This is a genomic window from Lacibacter cauensis (genome assembly GCF_007830055.1).
Lineage (GTDB): Bacteria > Bacteroidota > Bacteroidia > Chitinophagales > Chitinophagaceae > Lacibacter > Lacibacter cauensis.
Map to the genome: position 1 here is coordinate 542,789 of NZ_VLLE01000005.1, position 23,003 is coordinate 565,791.

14 protein-coding genes are annotated in these 23,003 nt (G+C 41.5%); 11 read left to right on the forward strand and 3 right to left on the reverse strand.

What is annotated here, in order from left to right; genetic code table 11:
- The first annotated feature begins 21 nt into the window (after window positions 1-21).
- The 11 genes from IQ13_RS16080 (at window position 22) to IQ13_RS16130 (ending at window position 20,443) form a co-directional block, all read left to right on the forward strand.
- The gene (locus IQ13_RS16080; RefSeq protein ID WP_144887645.1) at window positions 22-2,268 is read left to right on the forward strand and encodes a glycoside hydrolase family 20 protein; all 2,247 of its coding nucleotides are present in this window, start codon (window positions 22-24) and stop codon (window positions 2,266-2,268) included.
- 65 nt (window positions 2,269-2,333) lie between these two features.
- Window positions 2,334-4,373 carry a glycoside hydrolase family 2 protein gene (locus tag IQ13_RS16085; RefSeq protein WP_199758284.1) on the forward strand — a complete coding sequence of 680 codons (2,040 nt, stop codon included), beginning with the start codon at window positions 2,334-2,336 and terminating at the stop codon, window positions 4,371-4,373.
- 36 nt (window positions 4,374-4,409) lie between these two features.
- Window positions 4,410-5,732, forward strand: coding sequence for an alpha-L-fucosidase (locus tag IQ13_RS16090; RefSeq protein WP_144887646.1), 1,323 nt, complete (start codon window positions 4,410-4,412; stop codon window positions 5,730-5,732).
- Window positions 5,733-5,748: 16 nt separating this feature from the next.
- Window positions 5,749-8,673 (forward strand): GH92 family glycosyl hydrolase, encoded by a 2,925-nt coding sequence (locus IQ13_RS16095; protein WP_144887647.1) that lies wholly within the window; start codon window positions 5,749-5,751, stop codon window positions 8,671-8,673.
- Window positions 8,674-8,800: 127 nt separating this feature from the next.
- The gene (locus IQ13_RS16100; RefSeq protein ID WP_144887648.1) at window positions 8,801-9,676 is read left to right on the forward strand and encodes a DMT family transporter; all 876 of its coding nucleotides are present in this window, start codon (window positions 8,801-8,803) and stop codon (window positions 9,674-9,676) included.
- Between the two features lie 87 nt (window positions 9,677-9,763).
- Window positions 9,764-12,919, forward strand: a complete 3,156-nt coding sequence (locus IQ13_RS16105) for a glycoside hydrolase family 2 TIM barrel-domain containing protein (protein WP_144887649.1) — start codon at window positions 9,764-9,766, stop codon at window positions 12,917-12,919.
- Window positions 12,920-12,925: 6 nt separating this feature from the next.
- Window positions 12,926-14,449, forward strand: coding sequence for an alpha-L-fucosidase (locus IQ13_RS16110; RefSeq protein ID WP_144887650.1), 1,524 nt, complete (start codon window positions 12,926-12,928; stop codon window positions 14,447-14,449).
- 15 nt (window positions 14,450-14,464) lie between these two features.
- Complete coding sequence (locus IQ13_RS16115) at window positions 14,465-15,550, forward strand: sulfatase-like hydrolase/transferase (protein WP_144887651.1); 1,086 nt, start codon at window positions 14,465-14,467, stop codon at window positions 15,548-15,550.
- A gap of 303 nt (window positions 15,551-15,853) precedes the next feature.
- Entirely contained in the window at window positions 15,854-17,407 is a 1,554-nt protein-coding gene (locus IQ13_RS16120; protein ID WP_144887652.1) for an alpha-N-arabinofuranosidase, read from the forward strand.
- A gap of 42 nt (window positions 17,408-17,449) precedes the next feature.
- Complete coding sequence (locus tag IQ13_RS16125; protein ID WP_144887653.1) at window positions 17,450-19,423, forward strand: alpha-L-arabinofuranosidase family protein; 1,974 nt, start codon at window positions 17,450-17,452, stop codon at window positions 19,421-19,423.
- A gap of 6 nt (window positions 19,424-19,429) precedes the next feature.
- Window positions 19,430-20,443, forward strand: coding sequence for an arabinan endo-1,5-alpha-L-arabinosidase (locus tag IQ13_RS16130; RefSeq protein WP_144887654.1), 1,014 nt, complete (start codon window positions 19,430-19,432; stop codon window positions 20,441-20,443).
- Between the two features lie 14 nt (window positions 20,444-20,457).
- Here the strand turns inward: IQ13_RS16130 and IQ13_RS16135 are convergent, their stop codons facing one another.
- The 3 genes from IQ13_RS16135 to IQ13_RS16145 all read right to left on the reverse strand — a co-directional run bounded on the left by IQ13_RS16135 (window position 20,458) and on the right by IQ13_RS16145 (window position 23,000).
- Window positions 20,458-21,024: a DUF4256 domain-containing protein gene (locus tag IQ13_RS16135; protein WP_144887655.1), complete on the reverse strand. Its 567-nt coding sequence runs from the start codon at window positions 21,022-21,024 to the stop codon at window positions 20,458-20,460.
- 11 nt (window positions 21,025-21,035) lie between these two features.
- Window positions 21,036-21,614 (reverse strand): YdeI/OmpD-associated family protein, encoded by a 579-nt coding sequence (locus IQ13_RS16140; RefSeq protein WP_144887656.1) that lies wholly within the window; start codon window positions 21,612-21,614, stop codon window positions 21,036-21,038.
- A 174-nt stretch (window positions 21,615-21,788) separates the two neighbouring features.
- Window positions 21,789-23,000: an acetate/propionate family kinase gene (locus IQ13_RS16145; protein ID WP_144887657.1), complete on the reverse strand. Its 1,212-nt coding sequence runs from the start codon at window positions 22,998-23,000 to the stop codon at window positions 21,789-21,791.
- Window positions 23,001-23,003 lie beyond the last annotated feature (3 nt).

Here is a 23,003-nt window from a genome sequence, read left to right on the forward strand (position 1 = left end):
AAAGGTGATTAAAATAGATCCATGAAATTAGTATCAATACTTCTGTTTCAGCTGGTAGTTATCCAGGTAATGGCCCAAAATAAATTGCAACTGGTAACAAATGGCAAAAGCAATTACTCTATTGTTATTCCTGAAGCTGCTACTGAAACAGAGAAACAGGCAGCACAGGTAATGCAGGAATATCTTTCCCGTATGTCAGGTGCTTTACTTCCTGTTATTTCTGATAAGATAACATCACAAGCGAAAGAAATTATTATTGGCAACACCAATCGTTTCAAAGAAAAAAATAATTTAGAAGAAGATGGTTATCATATCAGTACCGTAAACGGAAAGCTGATTATTACCGGTGGTTATGGAAAAGGAGTGATGAACGGCGTTGTTTCATTTCTTGAAGATTATCTTGGTTGCCGTAAGTTTTCGCCCGATGCTGAATATGTTCCTGTTAAAAAAACAATTGCGGTTGGTTTTATTAATAATAAACAGGTTCCTTACAATATCATCCGTGTTGTAAACGGAAATTTTCCTTATAACGAACAATACAAAAACTGGCGCAAGCTGCATACCATTGCAGATAAATGGAATGATGGTGCATGGAGAGGATACTATGTACATACGTTTAACAGACTGGTTCCTTCAACAGAGTATTTTCAATCGCATCCTGAATACTTTTCCTTGGTAAATGGAAAACGTATTCATTACGGACAATTATGCTTATCCAATCCTGTGGTATTTGAAATTGCAGTAAAACGTTTGAAAGAAGATATGCTTGCACATCCCAACATCAAATACTGGAGTGTAAGCCAGAATGATAATTATGATTACTGCCAGTGCAGTGAATGTAAAAAGAATGATGATATAGATGGCGGGCCAACAGGTTCGGTTATTCAGTTTGTGAATAGGGTTGCGGCATTGTTTCCTGATAAAATCATTACCACACTTGCTTATCAGTACACAAGAAAAGCGCCTTTGCATACAAAGCCTGCAAAGAATGTAATGATCACGCTTTGCACAATTGAGCTCAACCGCAGTTTGCCGATTGAACGGGATTCGACAAGTGCATCTTTTGTAAGTGACATCAAAGACTGGAGTACAATCAGCAGCAATATTATGCTGTGGGATTATGAAATTCAGTTCACCAATTATCTCTGTCCGTTTCCTTTGTTTCACACCTTACAACCAAACATTCAGTTTTTTAATAAATATGGAGTAAGAGCACAATTTCAGCAATGCAATATCACCAAAGGTGCTGAGTTTGCTGAACTCAAAGCATATCTGCTGAGTAAATTACTCTGGAACCCTAATGCCGATGCTAATGCCGTCATCGATGATTTCATGAAAGGCTATTACAAACAGGCAGCCCCGTTTTTAAAATCTTATTTCACTTTGCTGCATAGTGAAGCAGCTAAATCAAAACAACGTCTTGACATTTATGGCTCGCCGGTGTGGAATGCCAGGACGTTTTTATCACCCGCATTGCTTGCTCAGTATTATAAATTGTTTGAGCAGGCAGAAGCTGCAGTAAAAGATCAGCCGGAAGTATTGCAGCGTGTAAAAATTGCAAAGTTACCTGTGCAGTATGCCGATATGGAAATTGCCAAAACGCAGATGTTTGGTGAAAACGGCTGGTATAAAATTGAAAACGGCAAATACATGCTGAAGCCGGAACGTAAACAACTGCTTGAAGATTTTTATGCTGTCTGCAAAGATAACAACATTGTTGAGTTGAATGAAAATGGTTTAACAGCCGATATTTTTTACCATAGCACACTGCGTTTTATTGATGTGCAAGTGGAAGGTAATCTTGCTTTTCAAAAAAAGGTAACTGGTTCTGTTACACCTGCTGAGCAATATACCGGCACAGGTTTCAGTATGCTCACCAACGGTGTTAAAGGAACTGATGATTATAAAATCAACTGGCTGGGATGGGAAGGAAAGGATATTGTGTTAACGCTTGATCTCGAGAAAGAATCAGCCATCAAACAAATCGGCATCAGTGCATTACAAAGCACGAAATCGTGGATTGTTTTCCCTTCTAAAATTGAATGTTTCATCAGCAGTGATGGAATAAATTTCACTACATGCGGAGTGCAGGCGATCGACAGTAACCACCAGGTGCCACAGGAAATAAAAGATTTTGTGTTTAATCCAAATAATAAGACGGCAAGATTTATCAGGTTTAATGTAACCGGAACAAAAGAATTGCCGGCATGGCATAATTATCATGGAAACAGATCGTGGGTGTTTATTGATGAAATTATTGTAAAATGATGAGTATGTAATTTCGGAAATATTTGCTTTTGTCATTAATGGAATTAAAGTTGAAAGCCCTTTATATGCCTGTCGTTTTGAGGTGGGGCATTATTGATAATGGTTATTTTATGAACAAAAAATTGTTGTTTTCGCTGCTACTTGGTTTGTTTATTTCTTCACTAACGGCGCAGCCGGCGGTACAAAAAATTGTATTGCATCAAAACTGGCAATTCAGTGAGCAAAACAAAAACAAATGGTATGCAGCAAAAGTGCCCGGCACTGTACATACCGATCTGCTTACTAACAAACTTATTCCCGATCCTTATTATCGTGACAACGAAAAGAAACTGCAATGGATTGGCGAAACCAACTGGGATTATAAAACAACCTTTCAGGCAGATGCAGCAATTTTACAAAGGAAGAACATTGAACTTGTGTTTGATGGATTAGATACCTATGCTGATGTGTATCTAAACGGTCAGCTTCTTTTTTCTGCAGACAATATGTTTCGCCAGTGGAAAGCCGATGTTAAGCAATTGCTAAAACCCAACAATACGTTACTGATTCGTTTTGCATCAGCAAAAAATAAAGTTGATTCCATTGCAAAATCGAAACTGCCGTTTGTATTGCCCGATAATGCAAGAACCTATGCACGAAAAGCGCAATATCATTTCGGTTGGGATTGGGGGCCGACATTCATCACCTGCGGCATTTGGAAAAGCGTGTACCTCGAAGCCTTTAATGAACGACCAATAGAAAAACCTTTTACTGCTGTTAATAAAGTTGAATTGGTGCAGCAGCCCGATCAATACGGTAAAACATTTTATTTTAAAATAAACGGCAAGCCGGTGTACATGAAGGGGGCGAATTATATTCCTTCCGATATGTTTACTCCACGTTTAACAAAAGAAGACTATCGGAAAATTTTAATGCTGGCGAAAGATGCCAACATGAATATGCTGCGTGTGTGGGGTGGTGGAATTTATGAGGAGGATGTGTTTTATGATCTCTGTGATGAGCTGGGTATTTACATCTGGCAGGATTTTATGTTTGCCGGTGCAATGGTTCCCGGAGATGAACAATTTTTTAATAATGTAAAAGAAGAAGTCAAATATCAGATCAAACGGCTTCGTCATCATAAATCAATTGTGGTGTGGTGCGGTAATAACGAAGTAGATGAAGCATGGCATCAGTGGGGCTGGCAAAATCAATTCAATCTGCATGGACAGGATTCTGCGAAGGTGTGGAATGATTATGTGCGTTTGTTTCGTGACAGTATTGCCGCATGGGTGAATGTGTTTGATGGTACTCGTCAATATGTAAGCACATCTCCCACCAACGGATGGGGGCGTGCAAAAAGTATTACCGAAGGTGATAGTCATTACTGGGGTGTTTGGTGGGGGCTGGAGCCTGTGGAAATTTTTGAACAAAAGACCGGTCGCTTTGTGAGTGAATATGGTATGCAGGCAATGCCCAACTACAGCAGCATTGAAAAATTTACGTTGCCACAGGATCGTTTTCTTTTTTCTGATGTTATCCATCAGCATCAGAAAGCGGGTAATGGATTCATGAAAATTGAATCGTACCTGCATCGTTACTTTCTGGATTCAGCAAAAGTGAAACAACTATCGTTGCAGGATTATACTTATCTCACACAATGCCTGCAGTATTACAGTCTTAAAAATGCAATCGCCATTCATCGCAGCAAAGAACCTTACAACATGGGTACCTTGTTATGGCAGCTGAACGATTGCTGGCCGGTTGCAAGCTGGAGTATTACCGATTACAGTCGTGAACCAAAAGCTGCCTGGTATGCTGTTAAAGAAGCTTATCGTGATGATGTGAAACCTGTGAGAGATAGTGTATATCCCAAAGATGTCGTTTTAAAGAAACCTTCATTTACAATCAGGCATGAAGGCGAGAACCTGTTCAGCATTGTAAGTAATGTGGATGCGAAATATGTGTACTTGTATAAGCAACAAACCTTTTTTGATATCGATGATAACTATTTCGATTTGAAGGCTGGTGTAAAGAAATACCTGCATGTGAAGAACAGGTATTTTTCAACGAAAGAAATTTCAACAATCAAAATCAAATCGCTTTTTGATGTGTTGCGAAAATGATCTTGTAAAAATTATACAGTTAAATAAGATAGCGTGATGAAGAAACTATTGATTGTTCTTGTACTGCTCGGTTCAGTACAATTGAGTGCCCAGCAAAAAACAGATGCTGCGGCTATTAAAGAAAAAATGCAATGGTTTGCCGATGCCAAACTGGGCATTTTTATCCATGCCGGTATTTATGCAGTGAATGGTATTGATGAATCGTGGAGTTTTCATAACAAAAAGATCAGCTATGCCGATTACATGAAGCAGCTCAAAGGATTCACCTTAAAAAATTATGATCCTGCTGCATGGGCCGATCTCATCCAAGAAAGCGGTGCAAGATATTCGGTGATCACCACCAAACATCACGATGGGGTTGCGATGTATGATACCAAAATGAACAAGTTGAGTACGGTGCAGGCAACGCCTGCAAAAAAAGATATGATCAAGCCGTTCTTTGAAGAGCTGCGGAAACGCAACATCAAGTGCGGTGCATATTTTTCATTGCTCGATTGGAGTCATCCCGATTATCCCGGTTTCTTAAACGACAGCAGCCGTTATAAAATAGCAAACGATTATGATCGCTGGAATCGTTATCGTTCTTTTTTCCAGGGGCAGATCAAAGAGATCAATGCGATGTTCAAACCCGACCTCTGGTGGTTCGATGGAGATTGGGAACACAGTGCCGAAGAATGGGAGTCGCAAAAAGTAAGAAATCTGATTTTAGCAGGTAATGCCAGTGCCATCATTAACGGCCGTTTACAAGGCTATGGCGATTACGAAACACCGGAACAGAATTTTCCGGTAACAAGACCCAAATTCAACTGGTGGGAATTGTGTATGACCACCAATGATAACTGGGGATTTCATCACGATAATAACTGGAAAACACCGTACGAAGTGATCAGCATTTTTGTTGATGCCGTTTCGAACGGTGGCAATCTGTTGTTGGATATGGGACCAATGGAAGATGGAACCATTCCTGCTGAACAGGTAAATGTGTTGAAAGAACTGGGTGCATGGAACAAACGGAATGGGGAAGGAATTTTTAATACAATCGGTGGGCTTCCGCAGGGACATTTTTATGGTCCTACAACATTGTCGAAAGACTCCACCACTTTGTATTTGTTCCTGCACGGAAGTTCGGGCGGTAATATTATGATCAAAGGACTGGATAATAAAATTCAGGATATCACTGTTTTGGGCAGTAATGCCAAACTCACGCATAAAGTTGTTGGTAAAATATCGTGGAGTCATGTGCCCGGATTGGTGTATGTAAATGTTCCGCAAAATGTGTTGGATAAGTATATCACTGTTGTAAAAGTAAAACTCGATAAGCCGGTGAAGCTTTATCGAGGACAGGGTGGATTTAATTAAGAATTGAAAATATAAGATGATGAAAAGAGTAGTGTTTGTTATTTGTTTTATTACGTTGAGTGTTTTGGTAAATGCTCAAACAAATTATGCAAAGCTTGTGAATCCTTTTATAGGCACAGGTGGTCATGGTCATACGTATCCTGGTGCAACAATGCCGTTTGGTATGATGCAGTTAAGTCCGGATACAAGACTGGAAGGCTGGGATGGTTGCGGTGGCTACCATTACAGCGACAGTATCATGTATGGTTTTTCGCATACGCATCTGAGCGGTACCGGTATTGCCGATTACTGCGATGTGTTGCTGATGCCGTTTACAGGAGAAGTGAAATGGAAGAATAGTGAATATGCTTCTCCCTTCTCACACAAAAATGAAAAAGCACATGCAGGTTATTACGAAGTGCTGCTGAAGAAACATAACATCAATGCAGCACTCACCACTTCATTCCGTTCGGGTATGCATCAATACACATTTGATGCAGGCACGAGAGAAGGAAGTGTATTGCTTGATCTGAAACATAGAGATGAAGTATTGGAATCGTCTTTTGAACTAGTGAACGAATACGAAGTAAAAGGGATGCGCCGCAGCAAAAGCTGGGCATCGAATCAAATTCTTTACTTCTACATAAAATTTGAAAAACCGATTAAGACGTATGGCATTGCGTTGAACGATGTCTTACAAAACAATATTCGTTCTGCCAGCGGTAAAAATATCAAAGCCTATTTCAGTTTTGATGTAAGCAGCAACAAAAACTTGCAGGTGAAAGTGGGTATTTCAGGCGTAAGCATGGAAAACGCAAAGCTGAATCTTGATGCAGAAATTCCACATTGGGATTTTACAACCGTAAAACAACAGGCAGAAGATGCATGGAACAAAGAGCTGGGTAAGATTGAAGTAAAAGGTGGTACACAGGATCAACAGATAGCATTTTATACGGCCTTGTATCATGCATCGGTTGCGCCGAATATTTATACTGATGTAAACGGAGAATACCGTGGCACCGATCTGAACTTGCATAAAGCGGATGGTTTTACCAATTACTCCGTTTTTTCATTATGGGATACGCACCGTGCTTTGCATCCGCTCATGTCGATCATTAATCAAAAGAGAACAGCTGATTGGATCAATACTTTTTTGGCGCAATACAAACATGGTGGCATGTTGCCCGTATGGGAGTTGAGTGGTAATGAAACCTTTTGTATGATCGGTTATCATTCGGTGCCGGTAATTGTAGATGCGTACCAAAAAGGAATCAGAGGGTTTGATACGAAGCTGGCATTGGAAGCAATGACCAGTTATGCAGAAAGCAGCCGTTATGGATTAACGCAATACGGCAGACAAGGTTTTGTAAGCAACGATCATGATCATGAAAGTGCATCAAAGACGGTGGAGTATGCATACGATGATTGGTGTATTGCTGAGTTTGCCAAATGGATCAGTAATGATGCTGTAGCAAAAAAATATGCAGCACGTGCTTTGAATTATCGTAATCTCTTCGATCCAACTACATATCACATTCGTGGCAAGGTGCAGAGCTTTTGGTTCTCACCTTTCAATGCAACAGAGGTCAATAACTTTTTTACCGAAGGGAACTCCTGGCATTATTCGTTTTCTGCACAGCAGGATATTGATGGATTGATCAAAATATATGGCGGCAAAGAAAATTTCTTACGTAAGCTGGAAGAACTCTTCACCACCAACCAAACATTAAGCGGTCGTGATCAGGCCGATGTAACAGGATTGATCGGTCAGTATGCACATGGTAACGAGCCAAGTCACCACATGGCTTATTTGTTCAATTATGCAGGCAAGCCTTGGCGAACACAGGAGCTTATTCATAAAATTTGTACAGAGTTTTATCCCAACAACCCGGACGGTTTGATTGGTAATGAAGATTGCGGACAAATGAGTGCATGGTTTGTGTTGAGTGCAATGGGTATCTACCAGCCAACACCCGGTAGTGGCGTGTATGCATTGGGTACACCGTTGTTTGATGAAGTAAAGATTCATTTAGAGAATGGTAAAACATTTTCTATCACTGCAAAGAACCGTTCTGCAAAAAACTTTTATGTCAACAATGTATTATTGAATGGCAAAACACATGCGGCTACCTTTATTAAGAATACCGATGTGGAGAATGGTGGCGAGTTGGTATTTGAAATGAGTGCAACGCCTAATAAAACACGTGGTATCAACAAAGCAGATATGCCTTCATCAAAAGTAAATGATGAGCAGTTTGTAGCAGTTCCGTTCTTTCAGATGAATACGAATAAATTCAAGAACAGCTTAACGGTTACATTGAAGCATCTCGATCCAAAAACAGAGATCTATTATGCAATTGTGAAAGGAGAAGAAAAGCCGAAATTTATCCGCTACGAAAAGCCATTTGTTATCACCGAAACCGCAAACATTGAACTGTTTGCAAGTAAGAATGGAAAACAGAGTGCAAGAATTGCACAGAAGTTTTATAAAGTACCCGGCGACAGAAACATTACGGTGCTAAGCGAAGTGCATCCCATGTACACCGCAGGCGGTAAAGATGCATTGATCGATGGAATAGTAGGTGATGCAAACTGGAAAACCGGCGACTGGCAGAGTTATTATGCAAAAGATTTTGTAGCGATTATCGATCTGCAAAAAGTACGGCCTATAAAATATGTTGGCATCAATGTATTACAGGAAGTGAGCCCTTGGATCGTTTACCCGAAAGAAGTAGTATTTGAGATCAGTAACGATGGCAAGACATATCAACCTTTAACAACAGTTGTCAATAAAATTTCAACCGATGCCAAAGGCCCGGAAGTGCAGCAGCTGGGTGCTGATGTAACTGCAACAGCACGCTACATCCGTGTGCGGGCAAAAACCGGAGGAGCGTTGCCTGCATGGCACGAAAGTGCAGGATCGCCTACGCATATTTTCATTGACGAAGTGATTATTAGATAAACGTCAAGTTTTAAAATCCAATATCCAAATTTGAAAGACCGCAGCTGGAATTTGTTTGCTTCGTTGCGTTAGTTACAGATGGAATAAGTTTGCAGTGCTGCTGTTGTAATGGCTGCGGTTTTTATTTATGAACTGGAAATATCTTTTAGCAGGGGTGTTGTTTGCGTTGTTGTGGTCGTCTGCTGCAGCTGCAACGAAGATTGCCTTACAATCGGCACAACCTTTTGTAATAGCGGTTGCCCGTTTCTTTTTAGCCGGTGCAGGTATGCTGCTGTTTACACATTTGCTGTTGGGCAAACGGTTGCCGCAAAAGAAAGAGTGGTTGTTTCTGGCAGTGTATGGTTTGCTAAACATCAGTATTTACTTAGGTGTGTACGTCATTGCCATGCAGGAAGTATCGGCAGGTTTAGGTAGTATGGCTGTAGCAGTGAATCCTGTGTTCATCAGTATTATTTCTGTTTTGCTTTTTGATCATAAAATGGGTGTGAAGCATTGGCTGAGTTTGCTCGCTTGTGCTGCAGGTGTAGTGATTGCCGCATGGCCTTTGTTGCAGAACAGTTATGCAACCGTAACAGGTTTGTTGTTGATGCTCATCAGTATGTTGGCATACTCGGCTGGTGCCATTTATTTTGCACGCACAAAGTGGAACGATCTGCATATACTCACCATTAACGGCTGGCAAACCTTACTTGGCGGATTGTTTTTAGTGCCATTTCTCTTGTTTACTTATAAACCCGAGATGAATCATTACGATATGAAATTTTTCAGTGGGGTGTTGTGGTTGGTGGTTCCGGTTTCCATTGGAGCCGTTCAGTTATGGTTATGGTTACTGAAACGGAATGCGGTAACGGCTTCGTACTGGTTGTTTCTCTGCCCGGTGTTTGGTTTTATGATTGCTGCACTCAGTTTACATGAGCCGATCAGCCTGTACACATTTGTTGGTGTAATGCTGGTTTCTGTTGGTTTGTATATCGCACTTAACAAGCGGGCTGCTAAGGCCTGATGCTGTTTTTTTACACTGTTGCATTTGCTTAATTCGGTCAATCGTTTGCACAGTGCATTGCCGTAATAAGAAAGTAAGTTTGAGCAAATGAAAAGTTTATTTACGTTCGCCGCTGCAGCTCTTTATACATTGGCTGCTTTTGCACAGGAACTCCCCACAGAATTACAAACGCCCGATGTTGTTTCCATCAATCGCATGCCCATGCGTGCATCGGCCTTTGCATTTGAAAACCGTACATTGGCACAGGGCCGCAACAAAGAACAGTCGGCGTATTTTCTTTCGCTGAATGGTAACTGGAAGTTCAATTGGGTGCAGGACCCACGTAAACGTCCGCTCGATTTTTATAAAACAGATTTTAACGATGCGGTATGGAATAATTTTAAAGTTCCTGCCAACTGGGAAGTGAACGGTTATGGTTTACCCATTTATGTAAATCAACCGTATGAGTTTGCAGGAAGTACCAGAACCGGTGCACGTATGACACCGCCATTTGATATTCCTGTTGATAACAATCCTGTTGGTTCGTATCGCAAAAAAATAAACATACCCGAAAGCTGGAACGGCCGGCAAGTATTCATTCACCTCGGTGCAGTGAAGTCTGCATTTTTTATTTGGGTGAATGGTGTGAAGGTTGGGTACAGCGAAGACAGTAAACTGGCTGCTGAGTTTGATATTACGAAATATGTAAAGCCGGGTGAAAACCTGGTTGCCTTACAGGTGTATCGCTGGAGCGATGGTAGTTATTTGGAGTGCCAGGATATGTGGCGCATCTCGGGTATTGAACGTGATGTGTATCTCTACTCAACACCAAAGCTTGATGTGCGTGATTTTAAAGTGATGAGCACGCTTACTGATAATTATACCAATGGATTGTTGAGTATAAAAGCAGAAGTAAACAACTATCGTATCGATCAGCGTACAAACCACAGTAAGCCTGATACATTTGCTGTGGATATTGAACTGATGGACGCAGTTGGTAACAACATCTTAAAAAAATCAACTTCAGGCATACAAACGGTGCTGGGTAATTACAAAAGCACTGTTACGTTCGAAGAAAAAATCAGCAATGTAAAACAATGGTCGGCTGAATTGCCTTATCTCTACACCTTATACATTACGTTAAAAGATAAACAAGGGAATGTAGTGGAAGTAATTCCGCAGCGTGTGGGATTCCGTTCCATCGAGATCATCAATAATAATTTTTTAGTGAATGGTAAACGTGTGTTTCTGAAAGGTGTGAACCGTCATGAACATAACGCTACACAAGGGCATACGCTCACCAAAGAAGACATGCACAAGGATATGGAGATGATGAAGAAGCTGAACGTGAATGCTGTTCGTCATTCGCATTATCCGCCCGATCCGTATTGGATGGAGCTGTGTGATGAATTTGGTTTGTATGTAGTGGATGAGGCGAACATCGAATCGCATGGCCGTTACTATGACTTGGCTTACACTTTGGGTAACGATAAACAATGGCGGATACCGCACCTTGAACGTATTTACCGTATGTACGAGCGGGATAAGAATCATACATCGGTTGTAACATGGTCGTTGGGTAACGAAGCAGGGAATGGTGTGAATTTTTATGAAGCCTACGATTGGTTAAAGAAGAATGATATCCGTCCCGTGCAATACGAACGTGCAGAGAATGATTACAATACCGATATGATCGTTCCGCAGTATCCTGATCCGAATTGGTTAAAACGTTATGCAGGTCGCAACCCAAGTCGTTTGCTCATCATGAGTGAATATGCACATATCATGGGTAACAGTCTCGGAAACTTTAAAGAATACTGGGATGCGATTGAAAATAATCCCAACCTGCAAGGTGGTTTTATCTGGGAGTGGATCGATCAGTCAATTGATACAGTGAAGAATGGCAAACGTATTATGGCTTATGGTGGCGACTTTCCCTTGGAAGGGCCTGTGCCGCAAAATTTCACTGATAATAATTTTTGTGTGAAGGGTGTGGTAACCGCTTATCGTGGATTAACACCCATGGCTGTTGAAATTAAGAAAGTGCATCAGTTCATCAAATCTTCGCTGCACAACAATGAACTGACCATCCGTAATTCTTACTTCTTCCGTAACCTGGATAATGTGCAGTTAAGTTGGGAGCTGATGGAAGATGGTAAGCAGATTGAAAAAGGCATCATCAATCAATTGTCCATTGCAGCACAGCAATCAACAACAGTAACACTGCCGGTTAAATCAAAACAAAATGAAGCAAAAGAATATTTCATCAATGTGCACTATACATTGAAAGAAGCGGAGCCGTTTTTGGAGAAAGGATATGAAATCGCTTACGAACAGTTTGCATTAAAGCAAGGTATTGTTGTACAGGATATGATCACCGGCAAAGGAAACCTACAGTTGAAACAGACTGAAACAAGTTGTGCTATTTCCGGTAAAGGCTTTACGGTGAATTTTGATTTGAAGAATGGCACTATGGGTTCGTACGTTCTAAACGGAACAACTATTGTGGAACAAGGTCCGCAACCATCGTACTGGCGTGCACCAACCGATAATGATATTGGTGCCGGCTTCAACCGCAACCTGCGTATGTGGCGCAATGCCTATGAGCAGGGAAAATTAATTGCAGCAACAGTAACCAAACAAACCGATGGATCATACACGATACTGTTTAAAAAAGAAATTGTGAATGACGATGCGGAGAGTGAGCAGCAGTTCACTGTTTATGCAGATGGTAAAATAAAAGTGACCAGCAGCATTGATGCAGTAAAAGGGAAATATTCTTTGCTGCTGCGTGTAGGAAATGATCTGCAGCTGAAAAAAGAATTTGATCAAATCAGCTTTTATGGTCGTGGCCCTTGGGAAAATTATTGGGATCGTAAATCAGCATCATTGATCGGTTTGTACAAACAGAATGTGAGCAATCAATATTTCTCTTATGCCCGTCCGCAGGAGAGTGGAAACAAAGCCGATGTGCGTTGGGTGAAGATGACGAACAAAGCAGGTAAGGGAGTTGAGTTTGTGTATGTGGACAGCCTGTTGAATTTTTCTGCTTTACCTTATACGCTGGATGATCTGGATCCGGAGACTGAGAAAAAACAGTATCACTCCGGTGAGTTGATTATGAAAGATAAAATTTATATGCATGTTGATCTGCAGCAAACAGGTTTACAGGGTATTGATAGCTGGGGTTCTATGCCCATGCAGCAATACCGTATTCCGTTTGCCAATCATCGCTATACTTACTGGATGGTACCGGTTAAATAAAAACGTATGAAGTTTCATCAATTTTTAAAGTATTCGTTTACTGTTGTTGCTATTGTTGCCGTACAACTTTGTACTGCGCAAACAAGCAGCACAAATTACGTAGTCATCAAACCTGGTGATACAGAAAAAGAAATTGTTGCGAAAGCAGCAAACGTAACACCAAGTGCAAGGCAGTTGCGTTGGCAACAACTGGAATTAACTGCGTTCTTTCATTTTGGTGTGAATACGTATACCGACAGAGAGTGGGGTAATGGTACTGAAAGTCCTTCCATTTTTAATCCTGTGTTGTTCGATGCAGAGCAGTGGATCAAAACGGTAAAGGCTGCTGGTTTTAAACAGGTGATTATTACCGCTAAACATCACGATGGTTTTTGTTTGTGGCCAAGTAAGTACACCGAACATTCAGTGAAGAGCAGTCCGTGGAAAAATGGTAAAGGCGATGTAGTGAAAGAAGTTGCAGCAGCCTGTAAAAAATATGGCGTTGGTTTTGGTGTGTATTTGTCGCCGTGGGATCGCAATGCACCGATGTATGGAACCGATGCCTACAATGATTTTTTTGTAAACCAGTTAACAGAGTTGCTTACACAATACGGTCGTGTAGATGAAGTGTGGTTTGATGGTGCCAATGGCGAAGGGCCGAATGGTAAAAAGCAAGTGTATGATTTCAATCGTTGGTATGCTGTAATACGCAAACTGCAACCTTCTGCAACTATTGCTATTATGGGGCCCGATGTGCGTTGGGTGGGCACCGAAACGGGAATGGGTCGTGAAGAAGAATGGAGTGTAATACCAGCCGATGAAAATATGATGAAGAAAATTGCCGACGGTTCGCAGAAAGATGTAGCCTTTGCACCGAAGGGAGATAAGATGCAGAAAGACCTTGGCAGTAGAGAAAAAATAAAAGATGCAAAAGGATTGATCTGGTATCCGGCAGAAACAGATGTATCGATCAGGCCGGGTTGGTTCTATCATGCAAAAGAAGATGATAAAGTAAAATCGCCGCAACGATTGATGGATATTTATTTCAGTTCGGTAGGGTATAACAGTGTGTTGCTGTTGAATATTCCGCCAAGCAGAGATGGATTGCTTTCTGCAAGCGATGTAAAGAGCCTGGAAGGTTTTTCAGTGCTGCTTAAGAAAACATTTGCAAACAATCTTGCAAAAGGTGCAACAGTAAAATGCAGCAACGGCATCAACACAAATGCATTGCTCGATCAGTCGTACACAACTTATTTTACAACGAAGGGAAAAGATACATCCACGACCATCACCTTTTCATTTCCATCAGCAAAAACATTTGATGTGCTGAGTCTGCAGGAAAACATCAGTATCGGTCAGCGGGTAGAAAAATTTGTGTTTGAATACAAGGATGGAAACGAATGGAAACAGATTGCAGAAGGCAGCACCATCGGTTATAAACGTTTACTGAAATTTAATACAATAACTGCCAAAGAAGTACGGCTTCGTATTTTATCTTCACGTTTAAATCCAACGCTTTCTGCATTTGGTTTGTATAAACTGGCGGAGTAAATCAATCATCAACTTATGCGAATAATTTTCAGCATTGCGCTTTTTCTTACTGCTCTTCATGCAGCAGCTCAGAAAATTGAGAATATCATTGTTGTTACAACCGATGGTTTGCGTTGGCAGGAAGTATATGGCGGTATGGATTCGGCCATCGCCAATAATAAAAAGTTTCACCGGGGCGACAGTGCTTATATCTTCAAACATTATTGGGCAGCAACAGCAGAAGAGCGCCGCAGCAAACTGATGCCGTTTATGTGGAGCACATTTGCGGCAAAAGGACAATTGTATGGTAATCGTAAATACAACAACTATGTAAATAATGCCAATCCGTATTGGTTCAGTTATCCCGGTTACAGTGAGATCATGACAGGTTATGCCGATACAGCGATCAATTCAAATGGGTACAAGCCTAATCCGCATGTAACAGTGCTGGAGTTTTTAAATCAACAGCAAAAGTTAAAAGGTAAAGTGGCAGCGTTTGGTGCATGGGAAGCGTTCAACCGCATTTTAAATGAAGAGCGCAGCGGTATTCCTGTTATAGCAGCGTTTGATACGGCAAATGTTCCTGCATTATCAAGCGAACAGCAATTGGTAAATAAAATGCTGAAAGATTCCTACAGGCCCTGGCATGAAGATGAATGCCTGGATGTGTTTACACACTATGCAGCAATGGCACATTTAAAAGCAAAGAAGCCGAACGTACTCTACATTGCTTACGGCGAAACCGATGAGTGGGCACATGCAGGACAATACCGTTCTTACCTGGATGCCGCACATCAGGTTGATGCATGGTTACAGCAGTTGTGGAATTATGTACAAAGCGATCCGCAGTATAAAAACAAAACAGCCCTCTTTATTACAACCGATCATGGCAGGGGATATGCAGTGAATGCAGAATGGACCAGTCATGGTAATTCCATTAAAGATGCATCCGAAATTTGGTTTGCAGTAATGGCGCCGGGGTTAGCTGCTAAGGGCGAAGTGAAATTAGCGCAGCAGTTTTACCAGCAACAGTTTGCACAAACCATTGCTCGTTTGATGGGTTATACTTACGAGGCAAAACACCCGGTTGCGGAAGCCGTTCCTGCAGTGTTTTCAAAATAAAGATCAGTTGGGTATCAAAAAAAAGCGACAGTCTGTTAGCAGGCTGTCGCTTTTTTTGTTAAAAAAAAGTCAGAAAATTAATAATTGTAAAAATTACAATTATTCCTGTAATTTAGTCCGGCTGAAATTCCTGAACCGATTGCTGATGATGCCGTTTGATTGTACATATTCTTCTGTAGTCTCTGGCTTTGCTGAACGCAGGCAGACCATCTGCTCATCTGTTATCCTTAAGGGAAATGTGTTTCGTGTATACAATTTTGTGTTGTATGCATTTTCATTCTATTGTATCTAAAACAACAAACCATGTTACTGAAAAAAGGACTTTCCGTTTTTTTGCTGGCAGCTCTTGTTGCTGCACAACCTGCCAATGCACAGGAGAATAAAGCAATTCTTAATGCCGATGCGGGTAAATATGTTATCAATAAAAACATCTACGGCCATTTTGCCGAACATCTCGGCAATTGTATTTACAATGGTTTTTATGTGGGTGATACCAATAAGGTAATTCCGAATACGGATGGTGTACGCAATGATATTATTGCTGCGTTGAAGAAATTAAAAGTAGGGAACCTTCGTTGGCCGGGCGGTTGTTTTGCCGATACTTATCATTGGAAAGATGGTGTTGGACCAAAAGCAAAACGCCCATCAATGGTGAATGTTTGGTGGGGTGGCGTTACAGAAGATAACAGCTTTGGTACACACGATTTTTTAAATATGTGTGAGAAAATCGGAGCAGAACCTTACCTGGCAGGTAATGTAGGTAGTGGTACGGTGCAGGAGTTGAGCGATTGGGTACAGTATGTAAACAGTCCGGCAAATACAAGTCCCATGAGTACATGGCGTGTACAGAATGGCCGCAAAGATCCATGGAATGTAAGTATCTGGGGTGTTGGTAATGAAGCATGGGGTTGTGGTGGTAATATGAAGCCTGAGTTCTATGCTAACTTATTCAGACAATATTCAACCTACATGACGGGCTGGTCTGAGAAAAAATTATTTCGTGTGGCTTCAGGTGCAAATGGCGGTGATTATAACTGGACAGAAGTGTTGATGCGTGATATTCCTGCTTCGTTAATGGAAGGTATTGCCTTACATCATTACACAGTAATTAAGTGGGAACAAAAAGGACCTGCCCGCGATTTTACAGAGCAGCAATATTTTGGATCCATGCGTTCTGCTTTGCAAATGGAAGAACTGGTTACACGCCACAGCACCATCATGGATAAATACGATCCGGCAAAACGAGTTGCACTGGTGGTTGATGAATGGGGTGGATGGTATGATGTGGAGCCCGGTACCAATCCAGGTTTCCTCTATCAGCAAAATACCATTCGTGATGCAATGATTGCAGGTGTTACACTCAACATCTTTAACAATCATGCCGATCGTGTACGTATGGCCAATCTTGCACAGGCAGTAAACGTGTTACAATCAGTTATTCTTACCAATAAAGAAAAAATGATTCTTACACCAACATACCATGTAATGGAAATGTACAATGTACACCAGGATGCAACGTTGCTTCCATTACAATTAACAACAACTAACTACACTTTAGGTAACGATAAGTTGCCTGCAGTATCCGGTTCTGCTTCAAAGAATGCAGCAGGTGTTACCAATATTTCATTGGTGAATATTGATCCGAATAAACCGCAAACCATTACCATTGATTTGCGTGGCGGTAACTTTAAAACATTAACCGGCCGTATTCTTACTTCGAAAAAAGTACAGGATTATAATTCGTTTGATGAGCCAAATAAAATTCAGCCGGTAGAGTTTAAAGGCGCAAAATTAAACGGCTCATCACTTGAAGTAACATTGCCTCCCTGCAGTGTAGTGGTGCTTGCTGTAAAATAATTGTTCGAAACCAGTTTAAACAATACCTGATTCACTAAAATAATGAAGCAGACTTTTCTTTCAATCTTTGCTGTCGCTACTCTTTTTTCTGCTGCGGCACAAGACAAAAAAACTTTTGTTGTTAAAGCCAATACACCTGTTGCAGAAGTACAGCCAACGATGTGGGGTGTTTTCTTTGAAGATATAAATCTTGGTGCCGATGGTGGTATTTATGCAGAGCTCATCAAGAATCGTTCGTTTGAATTTTTAAAACCATTGATGGGATGGAAAGTAGAACAACGGCCTTTTACTGAAGGTGCTGTTACCGTGCAAAACAGGCAGATTGGTAATACGGCAAATCCTCGTTTTTTACGTGTGCAGCTGAATAACGCTACACAAACTTCGCTCAGTTTAACCAATGAAGGTTTTCGAGGCATGGGTTTGAAGAAAGATCTGCGTTATGATTTTTCGGTGATGTATCGTACGTTAGCAAGCAATGTAAAATTGCATGTTGAATTGCTGAATGCGAAAAACGAAGTAATTGGAAATACGGTTGTAAATCTTGCTTCAACTGGAAGTGCATGGAGTAAAGCCGCACAAAGTTTTCAATCGAAAGATACGGCGCAGAAAGGCCAATGTCGTATTTGGTTTGAAGGAACAGGAACTGTAGATATGGATATGGTTTCTTTGTTTCCGGAAGATACCTGGAAGAAACGTCCCGGTGGTATGCGTGCCGATATGATCCAGATGCTGGCCGATATGAAGCCCGGCTTTGTACGTTTTCCCGGCGGTTGTATTGTTGAAGGAATCGATCTGGCCAATCGTTATCAATGGAAAAAAACCATTGGACCCATCGAAGAACGTCAGCTGATCATGAATCGGTGGAATGTAGAGTTTGCTCATCGTCCGGCGCCGGATTATTTCCAAACATTTGGCTTAGGCTTCTTCGAATACTTCCAGTTGTGTGAAGATATCGGTGCAGAACCATTACCGATCCTCAACTGTGGTATGGCCTGCCAGTTCAATACAGCTGAAGTGGTTGCGTTGGATCAACTCGATCCGTATGTACAAGATGCATTGGACCTGATTGAATTTGCAAACGGCGATGTAACAACAACCTGGGGAAAGAAGCGTGCTGAAATGGGGCATCCTGCTCCCTTCAATTTAAAAATGATGGGTATTGGTAATGAAAACTGGGGACCACAATATTTAGAGCGGTTGAAGGTTTTTCAAACAGCCATCAAAGCAAAATATCCTTCATTCAAACTCATCACCAGTTCAGGTACTGATCCTGATGGAGCACGTTACGATCTGTTGAATACAGAACTGCGGAAGATGAATGTGGAATTTGTGGATGAACATTATTATCGCAAGCCCGACTGGTTTTTCAGCAATGTAAAACGTTACGATAGCTATACTCGTACAGGTTCGAAAGTATTCGCCGGTGAATATGCATCGCATGTAGATAAAACCAATGGTGATAAACGCAACACCTGGTTAGCTGGTATCAGCATTGCTGCATTTATGACCGGTTTGGAACGCAATGCCGATGTGGTACAAATGGCATCGTATGCACCTTTGTTTGCGCATGTAGATGGCTGGCAGTGGGCACCCGATTTGATCTGGGTGAATAACCTCAATGTGTACGGTACACCCGATTACTATGTACAGAAATTATTCTCGCTCAACAAAGGAACACATGTATTGCCGCTTACGTTCAACAACGAAGCAGTTGCCGGACAGGATAGTTTGTATGCATCAGCTGTAGTGGATAAAGCAACGAATGAATTAATCGTAAAGATTGTCAACGCATCCAACAAACAACAAATCCAAACCATCAGCGTAGAAGGAGTGAAGAAGCTGGCAAAAACTGCAAGGCTGCAGTTGTTACAGCAGAACGATCTTACAGCACTCAATTCGATTGCAGCACCACAGCAAGTAGCACCAGTTGAGAGCGTGATTAACATTGGTGGAAAGAAATTTGATTATACTGCCGCACCGTATTCATTCAGCGTGTTGCGGATTAAACTGCAATAATTTTTCATGAAGAAGATCTGTTTTCTTCTTGCTTTAACGATTGCCGCTGTTGTGCATGCACAACAGCGGCAATCGTCTGTTGGTACTATTACTACAACAGCTCAAACACCGGTACACGATCCGGTAATGATCAAAGAAGGCAATACGTTTTATTTGTTCTGCACCGGTTTTGGTATTAGTGTTTTCTCATCAACCGATCTGCAAAACTGGAAACGGGAAAAGCCGGTGTTTGCAACACCGCCTGCATGGGCTGTTGCTGCAGTACCTGCTTATCGTGGACATACATGGGCACCCGACGTCAGCTACCACAATGGACAGTATTATCTATATTATTCTGTTTCTGCATTTGGAAAAAATACAAGCTGCATTGGTGTGGCTGTTAACAAAACACTCGATCCCTCATCGCCCGATTTTAAATGGGAAGATAAAGGCAAGTTACTGCAATCTGTTCCCGGCAGAGATAACTGGAATGCGATTGATCCGAACCTGGTTGTTGATGAACAGAAGGAAGCATGGCTCAGCTTTGGTTCTTTCTGGAGTGGGTTAAAACTGGTAAAGCTCAACAATGATCTCATCAGCATCGCCGAGCCGCAGCAATGGCGTACGATTGCTGCAAGGCCAAGGTCAACCGCACAAACAGATACTGCCGGAGGAAATGGTGCCATTGAAGCGCCGTTCATCTTTCAGAAGAACGGCTACTATTATTTATTTGCATCATGGGATTATTGTTGCCAGGGCGAAAAGAGTAATTACAAAGTGGTGATGGGCAGAAGTAAAACAGTAACCGGTCCGTATGTAGATAAAACAGGCAAGCCGATGGAACTGAACGGTGGTTCACTCATTATTGAAGGAGATGGCAAGAAATGGTTTGGTGCCGGACATAATGCTGCGTATACGTTCGATGGAAAAGATTATATCATCTTTCATGGTTATGATGCAGCAGATAAAGGCCGTTCCAAATTACGCATTGATGAATTGTTGTGGGATGCGGATGGTTGGCCGTATGTGAAGAAGGAGTAATAAGTCAATTAATTTTATACCCTTAACATTCCCCTGAATCCTCTTGCTGCATAATACGATTGTGCTCCATTGTGGTACACAAATACATGATCGTATCGTCTGTCGGCAAATAATGCACCGCCCAGTTTACGAATGGGGGCAGGTGTAACAATCCAGCTCGAAGTTTTTAAGTCGAACTCACCGAGTTGCTGCAGTGCACGGTAGTGTTCTTCGTTCAGCAATTCAATACCCATATCTTCGGCCATTTGTACAGCGCTGTTGTCGGGTTTGTTTTCTTTGCGTGCTTCCAATGCTTCATGATCGTAGCAACAGCTGCGGCGGTCTTTCGGACTTTCGGCCGAGCAATCAACAAAAAGATACTCGCCTGTTTTTTTATCGTAACCAATTACATCGGGTTCGCCGCCTGTCTGTTCCATTTGGTTGAGTGACCACAATTTTTCCGGTGCAGCTTCTAATTTTTTTTGTACATCAGTCCAGGCAATGCCTTTGTGACGTTTACTGTTTTTTTCGAAACGTGTTTGTACTGTTTGCAGTAATGCAGTAAGCTCTTTGGCAGATAAAGTTTGTTTGCTGTTTTTCATGTGTTCTGTTATTAATCGTTCAAACCTTTGCCTGCAAGAATTTGTGCAGTGCATTTTTCTATTCTTGCTTCTCTTGTTTTAGTCTGCTTGGGTGCAGCAAAGTGAAGCAGGTAGGCTCTTTGTCGTCCGGGTGTTAAAGCTGCAAATGCTTTTTTCAATGCTGCATTTTTTTTGAGTACAGCCTCGAACTCTTCGGGTACTGCATATTCCTTTGTTTTCTTGAGCTCTACTTTTAATCCTGCTTTTTCTACTTCAATTGCTTCGAAAATGTATTGCTTCAGCGTACGTTCAAGCTTTGTGATTTCTTTTAACGAAGTAAAACGTGCCTGGCGTGCCGATTGTACATTTTCTGTTTGCTGTATCAGGATGCCTTTTGGATCTTTCAGCAATGCACCTTTAAAAAAAAGGAAAGCACAGTATTCTTTAAAATCGTGGATGAGCACCACATTGCTTTTACCTTCCACATAACAGGGACAACCCCATTTCAATTCTTCGGTTAAACCTGTTGCAAGTGCAATGTTGCGTAAGGCTTCTGTTTCTTTTTGCCATTTACCGGCTTTGTTGAAGTAGAAATCAACTTTAGGATTCATGTGTGCGTATTGGTTAATAAGGTTTGTAACAGCAGCAATTATGCCGAAGGATAAAAATAGGAAAGTTAACTGAAGAATAAAATGCCGTGTAAAAATGTGCGGTAGCAATACCGCACAAAAAAGCCCGGCATTTTTATGGAACGCCAGGCTGTAACTTTTTTATTGTTTCCGCAACTACGATTGTTTTACCAATTCCGATACTTCCTTGGCAATCTGCCATTCTTCGTTGGTAGGCACAATCAATATTTTTACTTTGCTGTTTGCTGTCTGTATTTCTACAGGAGCATCAGCATGATTCTTTTCAATATTTAATTGTTCATCCAGCTCAATACCTAAACCATTCAGATTTTTACAGGCGTAGCTGCGTGTGAGAACAGAGTTTTCGCCAAGCCCTGCAGTAAAGATCAATGCATCTACACCATTCAATGCGGCCATGTAAGCGCCTATATATTTGCGAATACGATAGCCATACATTTCAAACGTAAGCTCAGCATTACGATCGCCTTCATAATACCTTGCTGCTACATCACGTGCATCGCTGCTGCCTGCAAGTCCGAGCATGCCGCTTTCTTTGTTCAACACATTTTTTATTTTTTCCAACGGCATGTCCAATTCTTCAATCATATGAAAAATAACTGATGGATCAATGTCGCCGCTGCGTGTGCCCATCACTAATCCGCACAGTGGTCCAAAGCCCAGACTTGTATCAATACTATTCCCATTTTCATCAACAGCAGTCATACTGCTGCCATTACCTAAGTGAATGGTGATGGCTTTCAGTTTGTCATTCTTCAAATATTTTTTGGCTTCGTTGTATACATACTTGTGACTGGTGCCATGAAATCCATACACCCGAATTTTATCTTCGGTATAAAACTTTTCAGGTATAGCATAACGGAATACATGTTCGGGTAAGGTTTGATGAAAAGCGGTATCGAACACTGCCACCTGCACAGCATTGGGAAAAAACTTTTCAGCAGCTTCCACACCAATTAAATTAGCCGGGTTGTGCAAAGGTGCCAAGGGGATCAAGGCACGGATGGTATCTTTTACTTCGGGAGTGATCACTTGTGTCTCCGAAAATTTTTCACCACCATGTACAATGCGATGCCCAACAGCTGTAATTGCTTCGGGCGATGCAATCACCGCATTTTCTTTATCGGTTAACAGTTGTGTTATGATTTCAAATGCAACGTTATGATCGGGAAGATTCTGTTCAACAATCTTTTCGCCCGTTGTTCCGTTTTTGGTGAATTGGTGTTTTACTCTGCTGCCTGCAATACCAATCCGTTCTGCAAGTCCTTTGGCTAAAACGGTTTTGTCGTCTGTTTCTATCAGCTGGTATTTCATCGATGAACTACCGGCATTGATCACTAATATCTGCATAGC

Coding starts and splice junctions, on each gene's coding strand:
- IQ13_RS16095 (WP_144887647.1), top strand. CDS start 5,749: ATGATGAAAAGAGTAGTGTTTGTTATTTGTTTTATTACGTTGAGTGTT.
- IQ13_RS16125 (WP_144887653.1), top strand. CDS start 17,450: ATGAAGCAGACTTTTCTTTCAATCTTTGCTGTCGCTACTCTTTTTTCT.
- IQ13_RS16100 (WP_144887648.1), top strand. CDS start 8,801: ATGAACTGGAAATATCTTTTAGCAGGGGTGTTGTTTGCGTTGTTGTGG.
- IQ13_RS16145 (WP_144887657.1), bottom strand. CDS start 23,000: ATGCAGATATTAGTGATCAATGCCGGTAGTTCATCGATGAAATACCAG.
- IQ13_RS16110 (WP_144887650.1), top strand. CDS start 12,926: ATGAAGTTTCATCAATTTTTAAAGTATTCGTTTACTGTTGTTGCTATT.
- IQ13_RS16090 (WP_144887646.1), top strand. CDS start 4,410: ATGAAGAAACTATTGATTGTTCTTGTACTGCTCGGTTCAGTACAATTG.
- IQ13_RS16135 (WP_144887655.1), bottom strand. CDS start 21,024: ATGAAAAACAGCAAACAAACTTTATCTGCCAAAGAGCTTACTGCATTA.
- IQ13_RS16105 (WP_144887649.1), top strand. CDS start 9,764: ATGAAAAGTTTATTTACGTTCGCCGCTGCAGCTCTTTATACATTGGCT.
- IQ13_RS16140 (WP_144887656.1), bottom strand. CDS start 21,614: ATGAATCCTAAAGTTGATTTCTACTTCAACAAAGCCGGTAAATGGCAA.
- IQ13_RS16080 (WP_144887645.1), top strand. CDS start 22: ATGAAATTAGTATCAATACTTCTGTTTCAGCTGGTAGTTATCCAGGTA.
- IQ13_RS16130 (WP_144887654.1), top strand. CDS start 19,430: ATGAAGAAGATCTGTTTTCTTCTTGCTTTAACGATTGCCGCTGTTGTG.
- IQ13_RS16120 (WP_144887652.1), top strand. CDS start 15,854: ATGTTACTGAAAAAAGGACTTTCCGTTTTTTTGCTGGCAGCTCTTGTT.
- IQ13_RS16085 (WP_199758284.1), top strand. CDS start 2,334: ATGCCTGTCGTTTTGAGGTGGGGCATTATTGATAATGGTTATTTTATG.
- IQ13_RS16115 (WP_144887651.1), top strand. CDS start 14,465: ATGCGAATAATTTTCAGCATTGCGCTTTTTCTTACTGCTCTTCATGCA.